Source organism: Kribbella sp. NPDC054772 (assembly GCF_053611945.1).
On the sequence record NZ_JBSHBJ010000008.1, the window covers coordinates 89,251 to 111,013 of the forward strand.

Sequence of the window (21,763 nt, forward strand, 5' to 3'; positions counted from 1 at the left end):
GTGGGCCTCGCCGTGTACCTCGGCAAGCGCGTGGTGCGGCTGGTGCTGTCCCTGGTCGCGGTCTCGATCATGACCTTCACCCTGCTGCAGCTCGCGCCCGGCAACTTCGCGGACCTGCAGCGGGTGAACAGCGGCGCCACCAACTTCGGTGGCGTCGGCACCGAGTCGATGGTCGGCGAGCTCGAGTCCAGGTACGGCGCCGACGTACCGGTCTGGAAGCAGTACCTGATCTTCATGAAGGGCGCGGTCGTCTGGGACTTCGGCCCGTCGTACAAGTACGCCAGCCGCAACGTGCAGGACATCATCGCGGAGGCGTTCCCGATCTCGGCCACGCTCGCGGTGCTGGCCGTCGTACTCGCGCTCCTGATCGCCGTACCGGTGGGGGTGTTCGCTGCGTTGCGGCAGAACTCGAAGTCGGACCACACGACGATGTTCGTCGTCACGCTCGGGCATGCGCTGCCGAGCTACTTGAGCGCGGCGTTCATGATCCTGCTGTTCTCGGCCACGTTGAAGTTGTTGCCGTCCGGCGGCTGGAACGGTCCGAAAGACCTGATCCTGCCGGTGCTCGCGTTGAGTCTCGGTCCGGCCGCGGTGCTGGCGCGGTACGTGCGGTCGAGCATGCTCGAGACGCTGCGCGAGGAGTACGTCACCGCGGCGCTGGCCAAGGGCGGCCCCCGGCGTACCGTCATCGTCCGGCACGCGCTGCGCAACTCGCTGATCCCGCTGGTGACCGTGGCCGGTCCACTGCTGGCAGCGTTGATGACGGGCACCGTGTTCGTCGAAGCACTGCTACGCATCCCCGGCCTCGGGCTGTACTTCGCCAACGCGGCGGCCAGCCGGGACATGCCGTTGCTGATGGGTACGGCGATGTTCTTCGCACTGATCCTGATGCTGACCAACCTGGTCGTGGACCTCGTCTACGGGCTCCTCGACCCCCGGATCCGCACCGTGGGAGGTGGGTCTCATGACGGCCACTGAAGGTGTCGAGGCGGCCGGCGAACTGGCCGCGGCCGGCGCCGAACCCGAACCGATCGAGCTCGGGACCACCGCGCGTGGGCCTTGGTCGCGGGCCTGGTCGCGGTTTCGCAAGCACCGGTTGGCGTTCGGCAGTCTGATCTTCTGCGGGTTGCTGATCGTCGTCGCGATCGCCGCGCCGCTGATCGCGCCGTACGGCTATGAAGAGACCGACATCCAGCACAAGCTGGCCGGTCCGGGCTCGGAAGGGCACCTGCTCGGCACCGACCTGCTCGGCCGCGACATCCTCAGCCGGCTGATCTACGGCCTGCAGACGGCGCTGACCGTCGCGTTCGGCGCCGAGCTGACCGCGCTCGTGCTGGCGTTGGCGATCGGGCTGCTCGCCGGCTACCTCGGCGGCCGCGTCGAGCAGATCCTGATGGCCTTCACCGACGTGATGTACGCGTTCCCCACCTACTTGTTCGCGGTCGTGATGGTCACGGTGCTCGGTCGCAGCATCTTCGCGCTGGTGGTCGCAATTGGCATCGCGTCCTGGGTCACCCAGGCGCGGCTGGTCCGGGCCCAGGTGATGACGCTGAAGGAACGCGAGTACGTCGAGGCGGCGCGGTCGATGGGCGCCAAGGGGAGCACGATCGCGATCCGGTACATCCTGCCGAACGCGATCGGGCCGATCCTGGTCACCACCAGCTTCGCGATCCCGGCCGCGATCGCCGCCGAGGCGGGCCTGGCGCTGCTCGGGCTCGGCGTCCAGCCGCCGACACCGTCGTGGGGCGCGATGATCAGCGAGGGCAGCCGGTACCTGCTGGCGGCGCCGCACATGCTGGTCGCGCCGGCGGTGCTGTTCGCGCTGACCCTGCTGGCGTTCACCTGGATCGGCGACGGCGTACGGGATGCATTCGACGCGAGTGGGGAGCAGCGATGAGCGAGGAGCCCTTGCTGTCCGTGCGCGGGTTGCGGACCACGTTCCGGCGCGACGGCGGTTCCTTGACCGCGGTCGATGGCGTGTCGTTCGACGTACGCCGAGGGCAGGCGCTGGCGGTCGTCGGTGAGAGTGGCAGCGGTAAGAGCGTCACCATGCGCAGCCTGATGGGCATCCTGCCGCGGACCGGCCGGGTCATCGGCGGCCAGGCGATGTTCGACGGTCGCGATCTGCTGTCGATCGGTGAGAAGGAACTGCGCCGGATCCGCGGCCGCGAGATCGCGATGGTGTTCCAGAGCGCGATGGAGGCGATGAACCCGACGCTGACGCTGGAGCGGCAGCTCACCGAACACCTGCTCTGGCACGGCCTGTGTACCAAGGCGGAAGCGCGGAAACGCGCGGTCCGGGCGCTCGGCGACGTCGGCATCCCCGACCCCGAGAAACGGATCCGCACCTACCCGTTCCAGCTGTCCGGCGGGATGCGGCAGCGGGCGATGATCGCGATGGCGATGGTGACCGAGCCGGCGCTGCTGATCGCCGACGAGCCGACCACCGCCGTGGACGTCACCGTGCAGCGGCAGATCCTGGACCTGCTCAAGGACCTGAAGGACCGCGGTACCGGCGTCATCATGGTCACCCACGACCTCGGCGTCGCGCGCTACTTCTGCGACGACGCGGTGGTGATGTACGCCGGTCGCGTGGTCGAGCGGGCACCGATGGACCGGCTGCTCGACGACCCGCGGCACCCGTACAGCGTCGGGCTGCTCGGGTCCGGCGTCGAGGTCGGCGGCCGCGACCTGCCGCTGCGGCCGATCCCCGGCAGCCCACCCGACCTGACCAGGCGCCCGGACGGCTGCCCGTTCCACCCGCGCTGCGCCCGCGCCGAACTGCCGAAGTGCGGAACCGAACAAGAGACCTTGACCATCGGTCCCGGCCGGGACGCTGCGTGCTGGAAGGTGGCCGTCGATGCCTGACGAACTGGTCCGCGCCAAGTCCGTGACCAAGATCTTCCGGACCCGCGCCGGCGAGATACGCGCCGTCGACGACGTCTCGCTGACGGTACGCCGTGGTGAGACGCTCGGCCTGGTTGGCGAAAGTGGCAGTGGTAAGTCGACGATGGCTCGGCTCGTGATGGGGCTGCAGACGCCTACGTCGGGGCGGGTCTCGTTCGACGGGAAGGATCTCGGGACGCTTCCGCCGCGCGAGTTGCGGGTGTTGCGGCCGCGGATGCAGATGGTGTTCCAGAACCCGTACGGTTCACTCCTGCCGCACTTCAGTGCCATCGGCAACGTGATGGAGCCGTTGCGGCTGCACCAACGGGGGGATCAGGAGTCCCGGCGTACCAAGGCGCTCGAGTTGCTCGATCTGGTCGGGATCAATACGCGCCACGCGGAGCTCTATCCGCGGCAGTTCTCCGGCGGTCAGCAGCAGCGCATCGCGATCGCGCGGGCGCTGGCGCTGGAACCCGACCTCCTGGTGTGCGACGAGCCGACATCCTCACTGGACGTCTCGATCCAGGCGCAGATCCTGGAACTGTTCACCGACCTACGGCATCGTCTCGGGTTGTCGTTCCTGTTCATCTCGCACAACCTTGCGGTGGTCGAACGCCTAGCCGACCGCGTCGCCGTGATGAACAAGGGCCAAGTAGTCGAAGAAGCCACCACCGAGACCCTGTTCCGTTCCCCCCAAGACAACTACACCCAACAACTCCTCTCCGCAGTCCTCCCCATCCGCCAGTCCTAATCGCCCACGCGTGCTGGGCGTGTGCTTCCTACGCCGCGATGCCCTCACCGCGCCCGCTCCGCGCGCTCCCACTCACCCCGGCCCACCGCCGTACGCGAGTCTCCGGCTGTCGCCGACGCGAGTGCGAACTCGCGGCTGCGATTGCGTCCCCCTCGCCAGCAGACGAGAACGACCCAAGCGTGCTGAGCAGGCGCTTGCCCGCCCGTCCGCCTGGCCCCGCGTTCCCGCAGTACCGCGACTGGGGAGGATTACCGGCCGTTTTGGGTGCAAGATCCTCCCCAGTCCCGCACGTTCATGATCCCGTTGCCGTGATCGCGTCGCGTCTGCCGAGTGAGCGCCGTACGCGAGTCGGCGGCTGTCGCCGACGCGGGTGCGAACTCGCGGCTGCGATTGCGTCCCCCTCGCCAGCAGACGAGAACGACCCACGCGTGCTGAGCGAGTGCTGGCCCGCTCGTCCGCCGGCATCATCCCGCGCGTCTCTCGTAGTACCGGGACTGGGGAGGATTACCGGCCGTTTTGGGTGCAAGATCCTCCCCAGGCGGGTGGCTTATGGGGTTGCTGCGGTGGTGATTGCGGTTGCTATGGCTTGGGTTTGGGGCTCGGTGCCTAACAGGTAGGGCTGAGGGAGCCAGATGGTGTCTTTGGAGACTGTGTCGGCGTTGGGGCAGGTTGGTTCGGGGTAGGGCTGGCCGAGGCGGTCCGTGATTGCTTGGGACTCGCGGAGTACGGCGGCGTTGCGATGGAGAGGGACATAGCCGGAGGAGGCTCGGGTGAGGCCGGCTTCCTTGAGAGACTCAAGGACGGCGTCGCGTTGGCCGGGGACTCGGAGCATGAACAGGTGGCGGCCGTGGGCCGTGATCGCCGGGTCCTCCGGAGGAAGCTGAATGCCGTCGACCTTCCCCAACAGCTCCGTAAGCAAGCGCGCGTTGCGTTCGCGGATCTCCTGCAGCTTCGGATGCCGGCGGAGCTGCACCCGCAGGATCGCCGCCTGGAATTCGGTCAGCCGCAAGTTGTACCCGACTGCCTCGTGCTGATACCAGCCACCACCCGGCACCCGGCCGACGTTCACCAGCGAGTACACCGCCCCGGCCAGCTCCGGCGAGTCGGTGAGTACGGCGCCCCCTTCGCCGGCCGTGATGTTCTTGCTGCTCTGGAAGCTGAACGTGCCGAGATCCCCGATCGCGCCGACCGGTCGTCCCTTGTACGCCGCTCCGTGGGCCTGCGCCGCGTCCTCGATGATCGTCAGGCCGTGCCGGGCGCCGAGTGCGGTGAAGGCGTCCAGGTCCACGGGCCGGCCGGCGAGATGGACGACGACCACGGCCTTGGTCCGCTCAGTGACAGCGGCCTCGGTCGCGACCGGATCCAGCAAGTGCGTGTCCGGATCCACGTCGGCGAACACCGGTACCGCTCCCACGAACAGCGCCGCCGAGGCCGTCGCGATGAACGTGTACGGCGGCACGATCACCTCGTCGCCGATGCCGACGCCCGCGGCACGCAACGCCACCGCGATCGCGAGAGTCCCGTTGGCCAGACAGACCGCGTGCCCGGCCTGCTGGTACTCCGCGAACTCCTGCTGGAAGGTCGCGACGACATCCCCGCTGGTGCTGCCCCACTTCCCCGAATGCAGGACGTCCAGCAGTGCCTTCGCCTCGTCGTCGCCGTACTCCGGCCACTCCGGCCAATCCGCCATCATAGTGTGATCACCCATCTGTTGTCTCCAGCAACGATGTCCGTGCTCAGTTCGACAAACGTCCGGCCGAAGCGGACCACCTTGCGCGCCGATCCCGAGCCTTCCTTGACGATCGGCTCGGTCCCCGGGTTCGGAATCGCGAGCAGAAGCGCGGCTCCTGGTACGGGCTCGGCCGCCTGCGCTCGTACCGCGAGACCATCCGGGTGCGCCTCGACCGAGAGGGCGACGCCACGTCGGCTCCGCTCCCAGTCGTTGATCCGCCCGGCCGTCCACCACGGCATCCCGCGCCGCCGGGCCTCCTCGGCGAGTGCGATACACGCTGCGCGGGTCGGTGGACGACGGTGCAGGTGTGGCCCGTGGAACAAGAAGTGCGCGACGCCGTGCACCGCCTGCGCGCCGTCCAGGATCACGTCGCGGACGGCGGCATGCCCGGCCCACGCGAGATCCTGGGTGTGCAGCGGCAGGTTCAGTACGTCGTAGAACCGGTTGCCCTCAGCAACCGGCGCCAGCGGGAACGACACGTGCGCGGCTCCGAACAGGAAGCCGACGTCACCTTGCTTACTGGGCCCGCGGGACTCGTCGATCTGCACACCGAGCCGCTCGCACCAGGTGTAGAACTCGGTCCACCCTTCCCACCGGGTGTAGTGGTTCTTGTTCGAGATGATGTGTTCGGTGCCGGTCACCGCCTGCGCCCAGGCGTACTGCGCGCGCATCTGCGGCCAGCCCCACACCGCGAGGTCGGCGTCGCCCATCGCGTTGTAATGCAGGGCATTCTCGTGCCCCGCCGCGGTGATCGCGGCGTACAGATCGGTGGAGTACCCGCCGGGGAAGACATGGCACCAGGTCACGGAGACGCCGGCCTCGGCGAATGCGTCGATGGCCGCCTGGCCCTCGTCCTCGATGTTGCCGTCCGAGTCGTGCGACATGTGCGCGACGGCGTCGACACCGGACGGCCAGTACCAGAGCCAGGGCACCGTGGCGCCGGCCTGTTCGGCGCTCCACCACAGGCTCTGCGCGAACAGCGCGCACCACCAGTCTGCCTGCGGCTGGTCGAACATCGGTACGGCGCTCGGCGGCGGATAGGTGTGCTCGTACGGCGTGACGTGGTCCGGCTCGCCCGGTGGCATCGCCCGGTCGCGCTCGAAGCTGAGCGCCATCCCGTCCTCGCACTTGAGGAGACCGTCGTCGATCGGCGCGGTTCCGTCCGCGGCCGGTACGCCGTCCGCGCTGACGGCGTACCCCTGCTGGATGCGAACGATGGTCTGCCACAGGTCGACGCCGTACGTCAGGACGACGCCGGCGCCGAGGCGGCGAAGGGTGACCGCGGCGGTGTCGTCCTGCCAGCGGGCGAGGACCTCGACGTCCTCGCTGGTCAGCCGGCTCCCGCCGTGCGCATGGAGGGGGATCGGTGGAACGGACGACCAGACCGAGCTGTGAGCGACCGTGACGTGGTCCTCCAGCACGGTCTCGTACGCCGTGACGCCGGCGAGCGTGGACGTCGGGCCGGGATCGCCGACGATGATCAGCGCACCGCCGTCACGCACCCACTGCTCGAGTGCGCTCGACGGCTCGGACTGTGGGGTGGTCGCGAAGACGAGCACGGAGACGTCGTCGGGCGGCGTGGCCGCCGCGTCCGGGGAGATCGAGCGGTAGGGCAGCCGGAGATGTCCGAGCACCTCGGTCAGGTAGACCCACCAGGCGTCCTGACCCGCCTGGTGGGCCCGCTCGATCGCCACCTGGTCGTCCACCACTGCGACTGCAGGAAGAGGTTCTGGCACGCGAACTACCCTGCCCCAGGCATTCACCTTCGGCAAGACCTAAATAGCTGTTATGGACGACCGTAATAACTAACGGGGGAGCTTCTCGACCAGTAATTGGTACGGCCGCGGCGGTCGGCCGAGCTTGTTCGAGCGGGGTGGCGGCATCGGCCAGGCCAGTCCTTCGTCGACCAGCGTGCTCAGGGTCCGGCGCGCGGTTCGGAGCGTGACGCCGAGCAGTTCGGCGACCCGCTCCGCGTCGACGATCCGCTCGGTGTCGTTCGCCTTCTCCAGTTGCTCGGCCAGCGAGGCCAGGATCTGTAGGGCCCGCGAGTCCTCGTGCACGGGTCGCTCGGCGGCGCGGGCGCGTTCGCCGGGGACCTGCAGGACGAAGCCGTGCGGACCGACCACGAACGCGGTGCCGCCGCCCGCTGCCTTGTCGACCGCGGACTGGGCGTTCACCTCCGCCTCGCGGGTCGACGTACCGAGCCCGATGCCGACCTCCAGCCGGATCCCGAGCTCCTCGGAGATCCGGTCCAGGAACGGGGCCATCGACAAGTTGTCGGTGGCCAGCCGCAGCGAGCCCATTGTCGTGACGATCAGGAAGCTGTGCTCGTCGCGCGGCACCACCGCAGCGTCCATCGGCCGGGCGTCGCGCAGCAGTTCGCGGTGCAGCGACAGCTTCAACTCCTGGTACCAGTACGCGCTCGCGCTGGCGTGCGCCGGCAACGAGGCCGCGGGCACCCGGACGATCATCGTGACGATCCGCGACTCCTCGAGCTTGGCGCCACCGCCCATCAGGATCGCGGTCGTCAGAGCCTGCCGGATCGTCATCGACGACGGCGTCATCCGAAGGGTCGGTACGCCGGCCTCGCGCAGCGCGACGTCGACGGTCGGCACCGTCGTCACCGCACCGGTAGTCCGGCCGCGCTGGTACAGGGAGCGATGGAAGTCGAGGAACTCCGCGGCCGACTCCGGTCCGGTGTACTCCTTCAGCCGTACGCCGGACGCACTCAGGCCGACCTCTTCGTAGACAAGCGTCAGATCACGCCGCGACATCGTGTCGACGCTGATCCGGGCCGGATCGAAGACCTTCTCCAGCACGCCGCGGAGCAAAGTAGAGAACAATGCGGGCCCGCCGCTCGGCACGTACGTCGCCGGGACCGGCAGCCCGCCCGCGACCGCCATGTCGTACGGCAGCGGGCCGGCGAACAGGAAGACGTCGACCCGCGACGCGATCCGCATCGCCTGCTCGTGCGCGTCGAGTTCGTCGGCGTACACGGCAGTGACCAGGCGCAGTGCCGGGTTGTCCAGCTCGCGGCCCAGGTCGATGGTCCGGTGCACGATCTGGTCGGCGCCGACGAGGCCGACCGTGACCTGTTCGTGGGGCGCCATGTCAGCGACTCCGGCCGGCCGCGCGAACGAGTAGCACCCAGCCAGGTTAACCGGCTGGGTGCTACGGAGGCCGGACCTCCGGGGTCAGCGCTTCGGGTACGCCGCGTCGACCTCCACCTCGACGAGCCAGCCGGCGACCGGGAGATTCTCGATCTCCAGGGCGAACCGGGACGGGCGGGACTTGTTGACGACGAACGGTTTCGCGGGCGCCGCCGTACCAAGCGGGACTGCGACGTACGCGCCGGTGGTGAGGTCGGTGTTGGCGAAGTACTGGCGGTACGCGCGGTTCCAGCCGGCGAAGTCGGCGGTCGCGGCGCCGGCGGGGTTCTGCAGGAACACGCGCATCGTGTACACGTCGGCGTACGACAGGCCTGCCGCCTGCAGGTTCTCCCCGATCCGGCGCAGCACGTTGATGCCCTGCGCCTCGGTGATCGTCACGCCCGCCGGCAGCGTGCCGCCGGGGAACACGACGGTGTCGACGTACGCCGCCTCGGATCCGGCCGGTGCCCCGGTGTTGAGGGCCGACGGGCCGATCCCGCTGGTCTTGTAGACCGCTGTGTTCGCACCGATCCCGACGCCACTCGCGATCATCGGGTTGGCCTGCCCGGCGGGCAGTGCCGGGACGACCGTGCCAGGCTTCGGCGGCTGTGGCTTGTCCCACCAGCCGGCCGCTGTCCCGGCGCCGGCCGTGAACGACACGACCACGGCGACGGCCCCGGCGATCAGGCGTGCCTTCTTCATCGGCCGTTCACCACCCGGCTGTGCAGGGCGGTCACGGTGGCCCGGGCCGATGTGATCGCGCCGTGCTGCCAGGCGATCACATGCGACAGGTGGTCGCCGGCGAAGTAGATGTTGCCGGTGGCATCGAGCAGCCGGGCGTAGATCCCGTCGGTCTGGGACGGCCAGCTAACCCAGGACGCCTCCGAGTACTTGGTGCCCATCCAGTTCACCGAGAACGACGCCTTGACATCCTTGCCGTAGGTGTCGCCGTGGATCTTGGTGCCCTGGGTGAGGGCCCGTTCGAGGCGGGCGGCCGGCGTCAGGGCGCCGTACGTGTTCGCGTTCGTGCCGGTGTTGTAGTAGCCGATCAGCGTTCCGCGCTCGCCGTGGAAACCGTACGAGGGATACCAGGTGTTGACCGTGTCCAGGGTGCTGTTGGTGATCCCGCCGTAGATCCGGTGGTCCTCCTCCCACCAGCGCCGGCCGTACTCGATGCCGATCTTGCCCGCGTTCGTCGGCCGCGCGTACCGGAGCGACTCGAGGATCGGCGCGGGCAGGTTGGACGGGACCTTCGCGGCCAGGTGCGGCGGCAGTGTGCAGATCGCGTAGTCCGCGCTGAGCACCCGCGTCCGCGTACCGCTCGTGTAGGTGACCTCGACGCCGGACGTGGTGTTCCGCAGACCGGTCACCTCGGCGCCGTAGTGGATCTTGTCCTTGCCGATCGCGCGCTCGAACGCGTACGGGATCCGGTCCATGCCGCCGACCGGCTGGAACATCATCATCGCCTGGTCCCAGCCGAACTCGAACGAGAAGTAGTTGCCGACGCCACTCGCGAAGACGTCGCTCAGGGCGTACGGCGCCGCCGTCGTACCGCCTTCGAGTCCGGCACCCGGCTCGACGGTGTAACCGCGACGGCCGTCGGCACCGGTGTAGGCGAACCCGGACGCCTTGTTGCCGATCGAGCCGAAGCTGCCGAGGAACCCGATCAGCGCCTGCTTGTCGGTCGCCGTCAGCACGGCGTCAAGGGCGCCCTGATCCGTAGCGGTAGCGAGCAGTTCGGCGACGTACCCGTAGACGTCCGCCTTCGCGGTGCGGTGCCGGATCGGCTTGTTGGACAGGGCGCTCGTGCCTTCGCGGTACAGGTACGCGTCGGCGTTCTGGTTGACGAAGGGCTCGATCGCGACGCCGAGTTCACGGCAGTAGTCGAGCGTCACGTGGTGCTGCGGCAGCCGGCCCGGACCGGCGTTCATGTACTGACCGGGCGAGAACGTCGCGCGCTGGGTGTTGCCGGCCAGGTCGGTCTCCACGGTGCCGCCGCGGACCGTCCAGTTGCGGCCGCCCGGACGGGTCCGCGCCTCCAGCAGCGTGACCTGGTAGCCGGCCTTGAGCAGTTCGTACGCCGACGTGAGACCGGCGATCCCGGCGCCGAGCACCACGATGTGCTTGCGGCGGCCGTTCATCTCGACCCGCGACGGGGCGGCGTACGCGGGGGTCTCGGCGACACTCGTGAGGCCGAGTGCGGACATCGTGGAGTACAGGACTCCTGCGCCACCGGTGATACCGACCTGCTGCAGGAACTGACGTCTGGTCTGCGCCATGCCTTCTCCTCACTGGGCAACTCGCTGAGCGGTGGAGTTGCTGACCAGAAAGCTAAGGAGACGGTGTTTTCACGGCGTGACAGCACCGTAACGAGCAGACGCTCGTACCGACAGGTATGTTGCGAGTTGACGAACCTGACCTAACCGCGTGGCGGAGCGTCCACGTTTACGGTAGGGATCCCACCGCCGGCGCGGGCGATGATCGCCAGGGACGGGTCGTCGGTGGGGTTGCTCTCGCGGTGGATGGTGAACGCGGGCACGTGCACGAAGTCGCCCGCCACCGCGTCCAGGTACTCGTCGGTGCCTTCGAACTCCAGACGCAGTACGCCGGAGACGATGTAGAGGCTGCTCTCGTTCTTGTCGTGGTGGTGCCAGCCGGAGATGGCGCCGGGCTGGGTGACCACCTGCCCGGCCCACAGGATCGGGAGCTCGAAGGCGCGCATCCGGAGCATGCCGGAGGTCGGATCGGCGGCGACCAGGTCGCCGGCCTTGATGATGCGGACTGGTTCGGGCATACCCCTCAGTGTTGCAGCAGCGCCTTGGCCATGGTGGCGACCTCCGCGTACACGCCGGGCTTATCGGGTTGGGCACAGCCCTGACCCCAGGAGACGACACCGAGCAGACGGCCGTTCAGGACCAGCGGGCCACCGGAGTCGCCCTGGCAGGCGTCGGTTCCGCCCTTGCGGTAGCCGGCGCAGATGTTGGTCGCCGCCGCGTAGCCGCCGGCGACGTAGCTCTTGTTCGCCAGGCAGGCGTTGTCCCCGAGGTCCGGCACCGAGGCCTTCTGCAGCGTCGTGTCCGGCCCGGTGCCCTGCGTGTCACCCCACCCGTAGACGACCGGTACGGCGCCGGCGCGGTCCGCCCGCGCGTGCGTCTCGAGCGGCAGCACCGGTACGCCGCGGAACGGCCTGCTCAGCGTCAGTACGGCGACGTCGTACCGGTGGTCCTTCGTGTTGTAACCGGGGTGGATCCACACCTTGCGGATCCGCGACGTCTGACCGACCGAGTTGTCCGCGAGATCGGCCCGCCCCTGCACCGCGTAGTACGTCGACATGTCCTCGTCCATGCAGTGCGCGGCGGTGACGATCTTGTCCGGCGCGATCAGGGTCGCCCCGCAGTACAGCCCGTTCGGCGACGCGGACTGGCTGTTGTTCAACGCAATCGCCCACGGCGCCTCGGTCGTACTCGCCACCGTCCCCCCGACGATCACCGGTCTTGCCCCGGCGGTGACGACCAGCAGGAGTCCGGCAAGTAGTACGACCCGCTTCAACATCTATTTCACTCCACGTGAGACAACAATCGCTCCACGTAAAGTTTCACACCGAGCCCAGTCGCCCGCAGGCCCCACGCCGTACTGCTAGGAGCCGACTGGGGCTTGGAGGCTTCCGTAGCGTTCCATGCGTTGCCAGCGGAGGCGGGTGCCGGCCAGTGCGGTGAAGACGGACTGGATGACTACGAGGTACATCAGCTGGCGGTAGACGAGCTGCTGCAGCGGCAGGGTCCACAGTGGTCCGGGGCGCTCCCCGTCGAGGCGGAAGGCGTAGAAACCCATAAGGAGCTGCAGAAGGACGAAGCCGGCCCAGACCGACAGGACGCGGACCGGATTGAGGAAGACGAGTCCGTAGATCGCGAACACGTCCACAACCGGCGCCAGCAAGGGCAGCAGCACCTGGAAGAGCATGAGGTACGTCAGACCGCGCCGACCGAACTTCCCGGCCCGACCGCCCTGCACTGCCGCGCCGCGGTGTTTCCACATCGCCTGGAGCGTGCCGTAGCACCAGCGATACCGCTGCCGCCACAGTGCGCCCAGCGAGGCCGGCGCCTCGGTCCACGCGACCGCGCTTTCCTCGTACACCACCCGCCACCCGTCGCGGCACAGCGCCATGGTCAGGTCGGTGTCCTCCGCCAGCGTCACGTCACTCAGCCCACCGATCCGCTCCAACGCCGTACGTCGGAACGCGCCGACCGCACCGGGCACGGTGGGCATGCACTCGGCCAGGTCGAACAACCTGCGGTCCAGGTTGAAGCCGATCACGTACTCGATGTGCTGCCAGCGCCCGATCAGACCGCCGCGGTTGCCCACCTTGGCGTTCCCCGACACCGCGCCAACGGCAGGGTGCCCGAACGGCTGGATCAGCTTCCGTACGGCGTCCGGCTCGAACACGGTGTCGCCGTCGACCATCACGATCAGCTCGAACCGCGCCGCCTGCAGTCCGGTGTTGAGTGCGACCGGCTTACCCGCGTTGGCCTGCCGGATCACCCGGACCCCGGGAATCCGCAGTGCCTCGACGAGGTCCGCCGTACCGTCGGTCGATCCGTCGTCGACGACGATCACCTCGAGCGGGTGGTCCGACGCCACCAGCGAGCGGATGGCCGCCTCGATCCCCGCGCTTTCGTTGTAGGCCGGAACGATGACGCTGACCGGTTCGGTCACGGGTGGTCCGTACGACCAGTCGCGCATCTTCGCGTGGCGCCGTGCGGCGACGACGGTGGTGATGGCCCGGAGCACGCTCAGCGCGCCGGCGGCGTACAGGAGCCAGGTGATGATGCTGAGGATCCAGTCGCTGATCCGCATCGCCCAGATGGCTGCCATGCCACGGCCGCGTTCCAGCAGACCTGCGGAGTGCGTGGGGTCGGGCAGACCGACCGCGTCGCTGACCGTCGCGAACCGGAAGCCGCGAGCCTTCAGCCGCGGGAGCAGCTTGCTCAGCGCCTCGACGGTCTCGCTGCGGTCGCCACCGGCGTCGTGCATCAGCAGCACCTGGCCGGCAGTGCTGCTCGGCATCGAGTTGGCGATCACCTGGTCGGTGCCGGGCTTGCGCCAGTCCTCACTGTCCTGAGTGGTGAGCACCGACAGGTATCCGGCGTCCCGGATCTGCTGGAGAGCGGCCCAGTCGCGGTCCGTCAGCGCGCGCGGTTCCGAGGAGTACGGCGGCCTGAGCAGCGTCGTACTGAGACCAGTGGCACCCGCGAGGATCAGCTGGATCTGCCGGAGTTCCAGTGCGCGCCGCCAGGGTGCCGCGGTCGAGAGATTGGCGTGGGTGAAGCTGTGTACTGCGATCTGGTGGCCTTCGGACACGATCCGGCGGGCGATGTCGGGATGCGCGGCGACCGCCGTACCGACGACGAAGAAGGTCGCGTGCACCTGCTGATCCCGGAGCAAGTCCAGGATCCTCGGTGTCCAGACGGGATCCGGTCCGTCGTCGAAGGTGAGTGCGATGGTGCGCGCGTGCGGTGACACCGAGCGCGGTGCGCCGGCTCTGGCGTCGATCACCGGTCCGCCGGTGATGATCGACCGCGGGACTGTTCCGGACCCACCGACCGGCTGGACCGCGCCGTCCGGCGCCGCACCGAACATGTGGTGCGTGTAGCCGTTCAGCAACAACATGCTGGACAGGCAGACCAGCAGCATCGTCAGGACGATCCAGTGCGTCCGCAGCGGGACCGGTTTGGCGCGTCGCGCGACCGGTCTGCTCACGATTCGTTCACGGCTTACCCGGCGTCTTGGTCTGACCCGTCGGCGGCGCGGTCGGCTTCTTGCCGTGCGTCGTGGTCGTCGTGGTCGTCGTGGTCGTCGGCGCGGTGGTCGTGGCCGTTGTAGTGGGAACGGTCGTCGTAGTGCTCGTCGGTACGACGGTGAGCGTCGGGGGCACCGGTGTGACCGGCGGGACGATCGTCGGGGAGACGCCGGGCGTCACGGGAGCTGTGGGGGGAGCGCTCGTGGGAGCCGTCGTCGCCGACGTGGTGGTCGAGCTCGTCGTACCGGTGGTCGTCGACCCTGAGCCGGTCGAGGAGGTGCTGCTCGGCCCGTCGCCCGGCTTCGTGGTGCCGGCGACGGAGGTCGGGAGGGGAGTCTGGATCGCGGCTTCGACCGGCTCGGTCGGCCGGTTCTTCGGCTTGGCGGCTTCGGGGAGGGGGATCAGCGGCGTGTCCATGTGCGGTCCGCCGAGAAGGCTACTGGCCATGAGCACCAGGTAACCGACGGTAGGCACGGCAAGGAAGGCGCCGGTTCTGCGGATCGTGCGACGGCGGCGCCCGGTCGAGTCCAGAAAGACAGGCCGCCGGGAAGGCGGTTTCACAAGCGCAAGACCTTAGTCCAGTTGAGCCGAAATTGGGACGTTAAAGCCCTTGCAGCTTCCTGCAACCCCTTACCCAGTGAATTCTTGGAACCGAAACACCCCGCGTGCGGCCTCCGACGGTCCGGGTGGCTACTGTCATCAAGTGCAGAAATGGCCTGGTCGTCCCTACCCTCTCGGTGCCACGTACGACGGCGCCGGGACGAACTTCGCGGTGTTCTCGGAGGTCGCCGAACGCGTCGATCTGGCGCTGCTCGGCGAGGACGGCACCGAGCAGCTGGTGCAGCTGACCGAGGTGGACGGGTTCGTCCACCACGCGTACCTGCCCGGCGTGCAGCCCGGCCAGCGGTACGGCTTCCGCGTGCACGGCCCGTACAACCCGGCCGAAGGCCACCGGTGCAACCCGTCGAAGCTGCTGCTGGACCCGTACGCGAAGGCGATCGACGGCCAGCTGGACGGTGACGAGTCGCTGTTCAGCTACCGGTTCGGCAACCCGGACGAGCTGAACACGATGGACAACCGGGAGCACACGATGCTGTCGGTGGTCACCAACCCGTTCTTCGACTGGGGCACCGACCGCCCGCCGGGCCACGCGTACCACGAGACGGTCATCTACGAGGCGCACGTCAAGGGCCTCACCAAGACCCACCCGGGCCTGCCCGACGAGATCCGCGGTACGTACGCCGGGATCGGGCACCCGGCGATCATCGAGCACCTCAAGGAGCTCGGGGTGTCCGCGATCGAACTGATGCCGGTGCACCAGTTCGCCCAGGACGGGCACCTGCAGGAGATCGGCCTGTCCAACTACTGGGGCTACAACACGATCGGCTTCTTCGCGCCGCACAACGCCTACGCGTCGACCGGCACCCGCGGCCAGCAGGTGACCGAGTTCAAGGCGATGGTGAAGGCGCTGCACGAGGCGGACATCGAGGTCATCCTCGACGTGGTCTACAACCACACCGCCGAGGGGAACGAGTTCGGCCCGACACTGTCCTTCAAGGGCATCGACAACGCGGCGTACTACCGGCTGGTGGACGAGGACAAGCAGCACTACTACGACACCACCGGCACCGGCAACAGCCTCCTGATGCGGCACCCACACGTCCTGCAGCTGATCATGGACTCGCTGCGGTACTGGGTCACCGAGATGCACGTCGACGGCTTCCGCTTCGACCTCGCGGCCACACTGGCCCGCCAGTTCCACGAGGTGGACCGGCTGTCGGCGTTCTTCGACCTGGTCCAGCAGGACCCGGTGGTCAGCCAGGTGAAGCTGATCGCCGAGCCGTGGGACGTCGGCGACGGCGGCTACCAGGTCGGCAACTTCCCGCCGCTGTGGACGGAGTGGAACGGCAAGTACCGCGACACCGTCCGGGACTACTGGCGGGGCGAGAAGTTCACGGTGGCCGAGTTCGCCTCCCGGCTGACCGGTTCGTCGGACCTCTACCAGGACGACAGCCGCCGGCCGTTGGCGAGTATCAACTTCGTCACCGCCCACGACGGCTTCACCCTGCGCGACCTGGTCTCGTACAACGAGAAGCACAACGAGGCGAACGGCGAGGGCGGCAACGACGGCGAGAGTCACAACCGCTCCTGGAACTGCGGCGTCGAGGGCCCGACCGACGACCCCGAGGTACTGCGGCTGCGGGCCAAGCAGGAACGCAACTTCCTGACCACGCTGATGATCTCGCAGGGTGTGCCGATGATCGCCCACGGCGACGAGCTCGGCCGCACCCAGGGCGGCAACAACAACGTCTACTGCCAGGACAACGAGATCGCCTGGATCGACTGGGAGCTCACCGAGCCGCAGAAGCACCTGCTCGAGTTCACCCGGTCGCTGGTCCGGCTGCGCAACAACCACCCGGTGCTGCGCCGCCGCCGGTTCTTCCACGGCGACACCGGCATCGACGGACTCGGTGATCTGGTCTGGTTCACGCCGAAGGGCACCGAGATGCAGGGTGGCGACTGGCAGCGCGACGACGCCCAGGCGATCGCGGTGTTCCTGAACGGCGACGCGATCTCCGAGCCGGACCTGCGTGGCGAGCCGGTGGTCGACGACTCGTTCCTGGTGTTGCTGAACGGCAACTACGAGCCGGTCGACTTCCTCCTCCCACCCGAGGAGTACGGCGAGAGCTGGACGGTCGCGGTCGACACGACCAGCGTTGCCGGTGAGCCGGCCGCCGAGCCGCATCCGGCCGGCACCACCGTCCAGCTGGAGGCCCGCGCAACGATGGTCCTGACCCGCCCGCGGCAGGCCGCCGGATGATGGGGGTCCCGCAGGCCACCTACCGGTTCCAGCTCCGCGCCGAGTTCGGCTTCGACGACGCCGCCGCGGTAGTCCCGTACCTGTCGAGCCTCGGGATCTCCCACGCTTACCTCTCCCCGGTCCTCCAGGCCGCCCCGGGTTCCACCCACGGGTACGACGTGGTGGACCACAGCCGGCTGTCCGAGCAGATGGGTGGGCGCGCCGCGTTCAACCGGCTCTCGCTCCAGCTGGCGCAACACCGCCTCGGCGCGATCGCGGACGTCGTACCGAACCATGTCGCCGTGCCGACGCCGGAGAGCCTGAACAAGGCGCTGTGGTCGGTGCTGCGGCTCGGGCCCGGTTCGCAGTACGCCGAGTGGTTCGACGTCGACTGGGGCTCGGGGAACCAGCCGTTGCTGATGGCGGTGCTCGGCCAGCGCATCGGCAAGGTGCTGGCCGACGACGAGCTGTCGATCGACGGCGACGTCCTGCGGTACTACGACCACGAGTACCCGCTGCGGCCCGGGACCGAGGAGCTGCCGCTCGAGGAGCTCGTCACCGAGCAGTGGTACCGCTTGGCCCATTGGCGGGTCGCTGACGAGGAGCTGAACTACCGGCGCTTCTTCGACGTCGACACCCTCGCCGCGGTGCGTCAGGAGACCCAGGAGGTCTTCGACGCGACTCACGAGCTACTGCTCGCGCTGCTGCACGAGGGCAAGCTCCACGGCTACCGGATCGACCATCCGGACGGGCTGGCGGACCCGCGTGGTTACCTGCGCCGTCTGGCCGAGCGGACCGGTGGCGCGTGGGTCGTGGTCGAGAAGATTCTCGAGGGCGACGAGGAGCTCCCCAGCGACTGGCCCTGCGCCGGCACCACGGGGTACGACGCTCTGCTGCGCGTCGGCGGCCTGTTCGTCGACCCCGCCGGCGCGGCGCCGCTCGCAGCGCTGCACTCCGAGCTGACCGGTGCACCGGCCGACTTCGGGCCGGTGGTGGAGGAGGCGAAGCGCGAGATCGTCCAGCACGGGCAGTACGCGGAGGTGCATCGGCTGGTCGAGTTGCTGGCGCGCATCTGTCAGGACGACGTCCGGCTGCGGGATCACACCAGGCGGGCGTTCCACGAGGTCGTGGCCGAGCTGCTGGTCCAGTTCGATGTCTACCGCGCGTACGTCGTGCCTGGGGAGGAGCCGTCGCCTACGGCAGTCGCTGCGTTGGAGCGGGCGGCGGACAAGGCGCGGGCGAATCTCGCCGAGGACCGGCACGCGACGCTGGACGTCGTACTGCATCTGCTGCTCGGGCGGGAGACGAGCACGATCGACGAGCAGGCGCGAGCCGAGCTGATTGTGCGCTTCCAGCAGACCTGTGGACCGGTGATGGCGAAGGGGGTCGAGGACACCGCGTTCTACCGGTGGCTGCGGCTCACGTCGCTGAACGAGGTCGGTGGCGACCCGGAGCACTTCGGTGTCACGCCGGAGGAGTTCCACGCGTACTCGACCCAGCTGAACAAGCACTGGCCGAAGACGATGACCACGCTGTCAACGCACGACACCAAGCGGTCGGAGGACGTCCGGGCCCGGCTCGGAGTGCTGTCCGAGCAGCCCGCGGCGTGGTCCGAGGCGGTCCGGGAGTGGCGTCGGCTGTCGGAGGACCACCGGACTCCCGCGCTGGACGGCAGCACGGAGTACCTGTTCTGGCAGACGCTCTTCGGCAGCTGGGACGACGGACCGCTCGCCGAGGACCGTCTGCAGGCCTATCTGCTGAAGGCGATCCGTGAAGCGAAGCGGCACACGTCCTGGACCTCGCCGGACGACGAGTACGAGCAGACCGTCGCCGCCTTCGCCACTGCAGTGCTGAACGATGACAACGTGCTCACCGCGGTACGCCGCTTTGCGGACGAGCAGACCGAGTACGTCCGGGCGGCGACGCTCGGTCAGAAGCTGGTGCAGCTGACGATGCCCGGCGTACCGGATGTCTATCAAGGCACCGAGTTGGTGGACCTGTCCCTCGTCGACCCGGACAACCGGCGACCAGTGGACTACAAGGACCGCGTGGCGCGGCTGCAACGTCTGGACTCAGGGGGCAAGCCGGAGGACCTGTCCGACGAGAAGCTGCTCGTCACGTCGCGGGCGATCCGCCTCCGCCGGCAGTACCCGGACGCGTTCGGGGGCAGCTACGCGCCGCTTCCGACGTCCAACGGACACGCGGTCGCGTTTGCTCGTGGCGACGCTGTCATCACCGTGGCGACCAGACTGCCGGCCGCACTGCGGCGTCTGGGCGGCTGGGGTGAGAGCACCGTCGTACTGCCGACCGGCCACTGGAAGAACGTGCTGACCGGCCGTGAGGTCGGCAGCGGCGCGGCGCGGATCGACGAGCTGCTGAGCGACCTGCCCGTCGCCTTGCTGGTCAGGAGCTGAGACTCGTGCACACCTTCCGCGTCTGGGTGCCCAAGGCAACCAACGTCGACCTGGTCCTGCGCGACGGCGTGCTGCCGATGCGCTGGGCCGACGACGGCTGGTGGGAGCGCGAGGTGGTCGAGGCGCACCACGGCACCGACTACGCGTACTCAGTCGACGGCGGCGACCCGCTGCCCGACCCACGCAGCCCGTGGCAGCCCGACGGTGTACACGGGTTCAGCCGGGTCTTCGAGGCGGACCGCTTCGAATGGAGTGACGACAGCTGGACCGGTCGCGACGTCCACGGCTCGGTGTTCTACGAGCTGCATCTGGGCACGTTCACGCTCGAAGGAACGCTGGACGCCGCCGCGGAGCACTTGGACTACTTGGCGGTGCTGGGCGTGGAGGTGGTCTCCCTCCTCCCGGTCGCCGCGTTTCCCGGCGTACACGGCTGGGGGTACGACGGTGTGGACCTCTACGCCGTCCATCACCCGTACGGCGGTCCGGAAGCACTGCAGCGGTTCGTCGACCGGTGTCACGATGCCGGACTGGCCGTTTGTCTCGACGTGGTCTACAACCACCTCGGTCCGAGCGGCAACTACCTCGCGAGCTTCGGTCCGTACTTCACCGACCGGCACTCGACCCCGTGGGGTCCGGCGGTCAACCTCGACGACACGGGCAGCACCGAGGTACGTCGGTGGATCTGCGACAACGCACTGCGCTGGTTCCGCGACTTCCACATCGACGTACTGCGACTGGACGCCGTGCACGCACTGGTCGACGACAGCCCGACGCATCTCCTCCAGCAGCTCTCGACCGAGACCGCGGCGCTGTCGCGAGAGCTCGGCCGGCCGCTGGGGCTGGTCGCCGAGTCCGACCTGAACGACCCGCGCACCGTGGAGCCGGTGTCCGCGGGCGGGATGGGGATGACGGCGCAGTGGAGCGACGACTTCCACCACGCGCTGCACTCACTCCTGACCGGCGAACGGTTCGGGTACTACGTGGACTTCGGCGACCCGGCCGTCTTCGCGAAGACGCTGACCCGGGTGTTCCTGCACGACGGGACGTACTCGACCTTCCGCGGCAAGGACTGGGGACGACCGGTCGACCCGCGCAAGCACCGGGGTGGTGAGTTCCTCGCCTACACGTCGAACCACGACCAGATCGGCAACCGCGCGCTTGGCGACCGGCCGGCGCTGACACCCGGCCAGCTCGCGATCGGCGCGGCGCTGGTGCTCACCTCGCCGTACACGCCGATGTTGTTCATGGGTGAGGAATGGGGCGCCTCGACACCGTGGCGGTTCTTCACCGACTTCGACGAGCCGGCGCTGGCGGACGCGGTGCGGACCGGGCGGCGGCGGGAGTTCGCGGAGTTCGGGTGGGACGCTGACGAGATTCCGGACCCGCAGGACCCGGAGACCTGGCGCAGCTCGGTGCTGGACTGGTCCGAGCTGGACGACGCGCCGCACCACGAGCTGCTGGGTTGGTACCGGCACCTGCTCACCTTCCGCGCCCGGATGCCGGAGCTGCGCGACGACCGGCTGGAATCCGTCGGGATCTCCTACGATCCGGCCGGGCGCTGGCTGGTGGTGGCGCGCGGCAGCCTGCGCGTGGTCGCGAATCTGGCGGCCGAGCCCGCCGTGGTGCCGGTCGCCGAGGACCCGGAGTACCTGGTGATGGCGTTCGGCACCGCCGAGGTGACGGTCGACGGTGTGCGGTTGCCCGGTCACGGTGTCGCGATCGTTTCCGTCTGAGAATTTCCAAGACGGCACATTTGTGGACCAAACCAACAGAACTTGGCGTTGAACCCTGTTGATCCGTGGTGATTTCCGGAATTGCTTGTCTGCGGGGGTTGTCGTGGACGACCGTTGTTGAGCCAGCAGGGGACCGGGGGGATCGACGGGAGGGTCGAATGACAGTCGGAGGCGTCGACACTTACTACGACTACGAAGAAAAGCAGTGGAAGAGTCGGAGGCTGGGTGGCGGGCCGATCCGCCGCGGCCCGGTCTGCCCGGCCCCACGCGCCGCGGACCACGCGGTGCACGACACGAACCATGAGCGCCGCCCGTCCGCGGCCGCGACCACGCCACACCGGACCACGCGCTGACCTGACGACACACCGGTGGCAGGGCCCGCCAGACCAGGCCACCGCCGGCGCGCGCACAAGCCGCCAGCTCAGGGGGCATCCCCTGAGCTGGCGGCTTTGCGCTGTGGATTCCCCACCGGATGGACCACGACTGAGTACTCTCGCTCAG

17 protein-coding genes are annotated in these 21,763 nt (G+C 68.7%); 8 read left to right on the top strand and 9 right to left on the bottom strand.

Annotated elements, in window-relative coordinates; genetic code table 11:
* From ACWGID_RS15725 to ACWGID_RS15740, 4 genes are read left to right on the top strand one after another with little or no spacing between them, the layout of a single operon-like run.
* Positions 1 to 978, top strand: coding sequence for an ABC transporter permease (locus ACWGID_RS15725; RefSeq protein WP_452197173.1), 978 nt, complete (start codon positions 1 to 3; stop codon positions 976 to 978).
* Positions 965 to 1,897 (top strand): ABC transporter permease, encoded by a 933-nt coding sequence (locus ACWGID_RS15730; protein ID WP_452197174.1) that lies wholly within the window; start codon positions 965 to 967, stop codon positions 1,895 to 1,897. The genes ACWGID_RS15725 and ACWGID_RS15730 overlap by 14 nt, the downstream gene beginning before the upstream one ends.
* On the top strand, positions 1,894 to 2,868 hold the full coding sequence (locus ACWGID_RS15735; RefSeq protein ID WP_452197175.1) for an ABC transporter ATP-binding protein: 975 nt from the start codon (positions 1,894 to 1,896) through the stop codon (positions 2,866 to 2,868). The genes ACWGID_RS15730 and ACWGID_RS15735 overlap by 4 nt, the downstream gene beginning before the upstream one ends.
* Positions 2,861 to 3,637 (top strand): ATP-binding cassette domain-containing protein, encoded by a 777-nt coding sequence (locus tag ACWGID_RS15740; RefSeq protein ID WP_452197176.1) that lies wholly within the window; start codon positions 2,861 to 2,863, stop codon positions 3,635 to 3,637. The genes ACWGID_RS15735 and ACWGID_RS15740 overlap by 8 nt, the downstream gene beginning before the upstream one ends.
* A gap of 547 nt (positions 3,638 to 4,184) precedes the next feature.
* On the opposite strand, the gene ACWGID_RS15745 is transcribed toward ACWGID_RS15740, so the two are convergent.
* The 9 genes from ACWGID_RS15745 to ACWGID_RS15785 form a co-directional block, all read right to left on the bottom strand.
* Positions 4,185 to 5,345, bottom strand: a complete 1,161-nt coding sequence (locus ACWGID_RS15745) for a DegT/DnrJ/EryC1/StrS family aminotransferase (protein WP_452197177.1) — start codon at positions 5,343 to 5,345, stop codon at positions 4,185 to 4,187.
* Positions 5,327 to 7,105, bottom strand: coding sequence for a hypothetical protein (locus ACWGID_RS15750; RefSeq protein WP_452197178.1), 1,779 nt, complete (start codon positions 7,103 to 7,105; stop codon positions 5,327 to 5,329). The genes ACWGID_RS15745 and ACWGID_RS15750 overlap by 19 nt, the downstream gene beginning before the upstream one ends.
* A 69-nt stretch (positions 7,106 to 7,174) precedes the next feature.
* On the bottom strand, positions 7,175 to 8,479 hold the full coding sequence (locus ACWGID_RS15755; protein WP_452197179.1) for a hypothetical protein: 1,305 nt from the start codon (positions 8,477 to 8,479) through the stop codon (positions 7,175 to 7,177).
* A gap of 84 nt (positions 8,480 to 8,563) precedes the next feature.
* Entirely contained in the window at positions 8,564 to 9,220 is a 657-nt protein-coding gene (locus tag ACWGID_RS15760) for a Rid family hydrolase (RefSeq protein WP_452197180.1), read from the bottom strand.
* Entirely contained in the window at positions 9,217 to 10,797 is a 1,581-nt protein-coding gene (locus ACWGID_RS15765; protein WP_452197181.1) for a flavin monoamine oxidase family protein, read from the bottom strand. The genes ACWGID_RS15760 and ACWGID_RS15765 overlap by 4 nt, the downstream gene beginning before the upstream one ends.
* A gap of 140 nt (positions 10,798 to 10,937) precedes the next feature.
* Positions 10,938 to 11,312, bottom strand: a complete 375-nt coding sequence (locus tag ACWGID_RS15770) for a cupin domain-containing protein (RefSeq protein ID WP_452197182.1) — start codon at positions 11,310 to 11,312, stop codon at positions 10,938 to 10,940.
* Between the two features lie 5 nt (positions 11,313 to 11,317).
* Complete coding sequence (locus tag ACWGID_RS15775; protein WP_452197183.1) at positions 11,318 to 12,070, bottom strand: S1 family peptidase; 753 nt, start codon at positions 12,068 to 12,070, stop codon at positions 11,318 to 11,320.
* A gap of 84 nt (positions 12,071 to 12,154) precedes the next feature.
* Positions 12,155 to 14,275 (bottom strand): bifunctional polysaccharide deacetylase/glycosyltransferase family 2 protein, encoded by a 2,121-nt coding sequence (locus ACWGID_RS15780; protein ID WP_452197184.1) that lies wholly within the window; start codon positions 14,273 to 14,275, stop codon positions 12,155 to 12,157.
* Between the two features lie 7 nt (positions 14,276 to 14,282).
* A complete protein-coding gene (locus tag ACWGID_RS15785) occupies positions 14,283 to 14,762 on the bottom strand; it encodes a hypothetical protein (protein ID WP_452197185.1) in 480 nt (159 codons plus the stop codon).
* A gap of 256 nt (positions 14,763 to 15,018) precedes the next feature.
* Between ACWGID_RS15785 and glgX the strand changes: the two genes are divergently transcribed.
* The 4 genes from glgX (at position 15,019) to ACWGID_RS15805 (ending at position 21,615) form a co-directional block, all read left to right on the top strand.
* The gene (glgX, locus tag ACWGID_RS15790; RefSeq protein ID WP_452197186.1) at positions 15,019 to 17,136 is read left to right on the top strand and encodes a glycogen debranching protein GlgX; all 2,118 of its coding nucleotides are present in this window, start codon (positions 15,019 to 15,021) and stop codon (positions 17,134 to 17,136) included.
* Positions 17,133 to 19,529, top strand: coding sequence for a malto-oligosyltrehalose synthase (treY, locus tag ACWGID_RS15795; RefSeq protein ID WP_452197187.1), 2,397 nt, complete (start codon positions 17,133 to 17,135; stop codon positions 19,527 to 19,529). The genes glgX and treY overlap by 4 nt, the downstream gene beginning before the upstream one ends.
* 5 nt (positions 19,530 to 19,534) lie before the next feature.
* The gene (treZ, locus tag ACWGID_RS15800; RefSeq protein ID WP_452197188.1) at positions 19,535 to 21,262 is read left to right on the top strand and encodes a malto-oligosyltrehalose trehalohydrolase; all 1,728 of its coding nucleotides are present in this window, start codon (positions 19,535 to 19,537) and stop codon (positions 21,260 to 21,262) included.
* Between the two features lie 158 nt (positions 21,263 to 21,420).
* Positions 21,421 to 21,615: a hypothetical protein gene (locus ACWGID_RS15805; protein ID WP_452197189.1), complete on the top strand. Its 195-nt coding sequence runs from the start codon at positions 21,421 to 21,423 to the stop codon at positions 21,613 to 21,615.
* The last annotated feature ends 148 nt before the right edge of the window (positions 21,616 to 21,763 follow it).

Coding starts and splice junctions, on each gene's coding strand:
- ACWGID_RS15755 (WP_452197179.1), bottom strand. CDS start 8,479: ATGGCGCCCCACGAACAGGTCACGGTCGGCCTCGTCGGCGCCGACCAG.
- treY (WP_452197187.1), top strand. CDS start 17,133: ATGATGGGGGTCCCGCAGGCCACCTACCGGTTCCAGCTCCGCGCCGAG.
- ACWGID_RS15775 (WP_452197183.1), bottom strand. CDS start 12,070: ATGTTGAAGCGGGTCGTACTACTTGCCGGACTCCTGCTGGTCGTCACC.
- ACWGID_RS15770 (WP_452197182.1), bottom strand. CDS start 11,312: ATGCCCGAACCAGTCCGCATCATCAAGGCCGGCGACCTGGTCGCCGCC.
- ACWGID_RS15735 (WP_452197175.1), top strand. CDS start 1,894: ATGAGCGAGGAGCCCTTGCTGTCCGTGCGCGGGTTGCGGACCACGTTC.
- ACWGID_RS15805 (WP_452197189.1), top strand. CDS start 21,421: ATGACAGTCGGAGGCGTCGACACTTACTACGACTACGAAGAAAAGCAG.
- ACWGID_RS15730 (WP_452197174.1), top strand. CDS start 965: ATGACGGCCACTGAAGGTGTCGAGGCGGCCGGCGAACTGGCCGCGGCC.
- ACWGID_RS15765 (WP_452197181.1), bottom strand. CDS start 10,797: ATGGCGCAGACCAGACGTCAGTTCCTGCAGCAGGTCGGTATCACCGGT.
- ACWGID_RS15760 (WP_452197180.1), bottom strand. CDS start 9,220: ATGAAGAAGGCACGCCTGATCGCCGGGGCCGTCGCCGTGGTCGTGTCG.
- ACWGID_RS15785 (WP_452197185.1), bottom strand. CDS start 14,762: ATGGCCAGTAGCCTTCTCGGCGGACCGCACATGGACACGCCGCTGATC.
- ACWGID_RS15740 (WP_452197176.1), top strand. CDS start 2,861: ATGCCTGACGAACTGGTCCGCGCCAAGTCCGTGACCAAGATCTTCCGG.
- ACWGID_RS15745 (WP_452197177.1), bottom strand. CDS start 5,345: ATGGGTGATCACACTATGATGGCGGATTGGCCGGAGTGGCCGGAGTAC.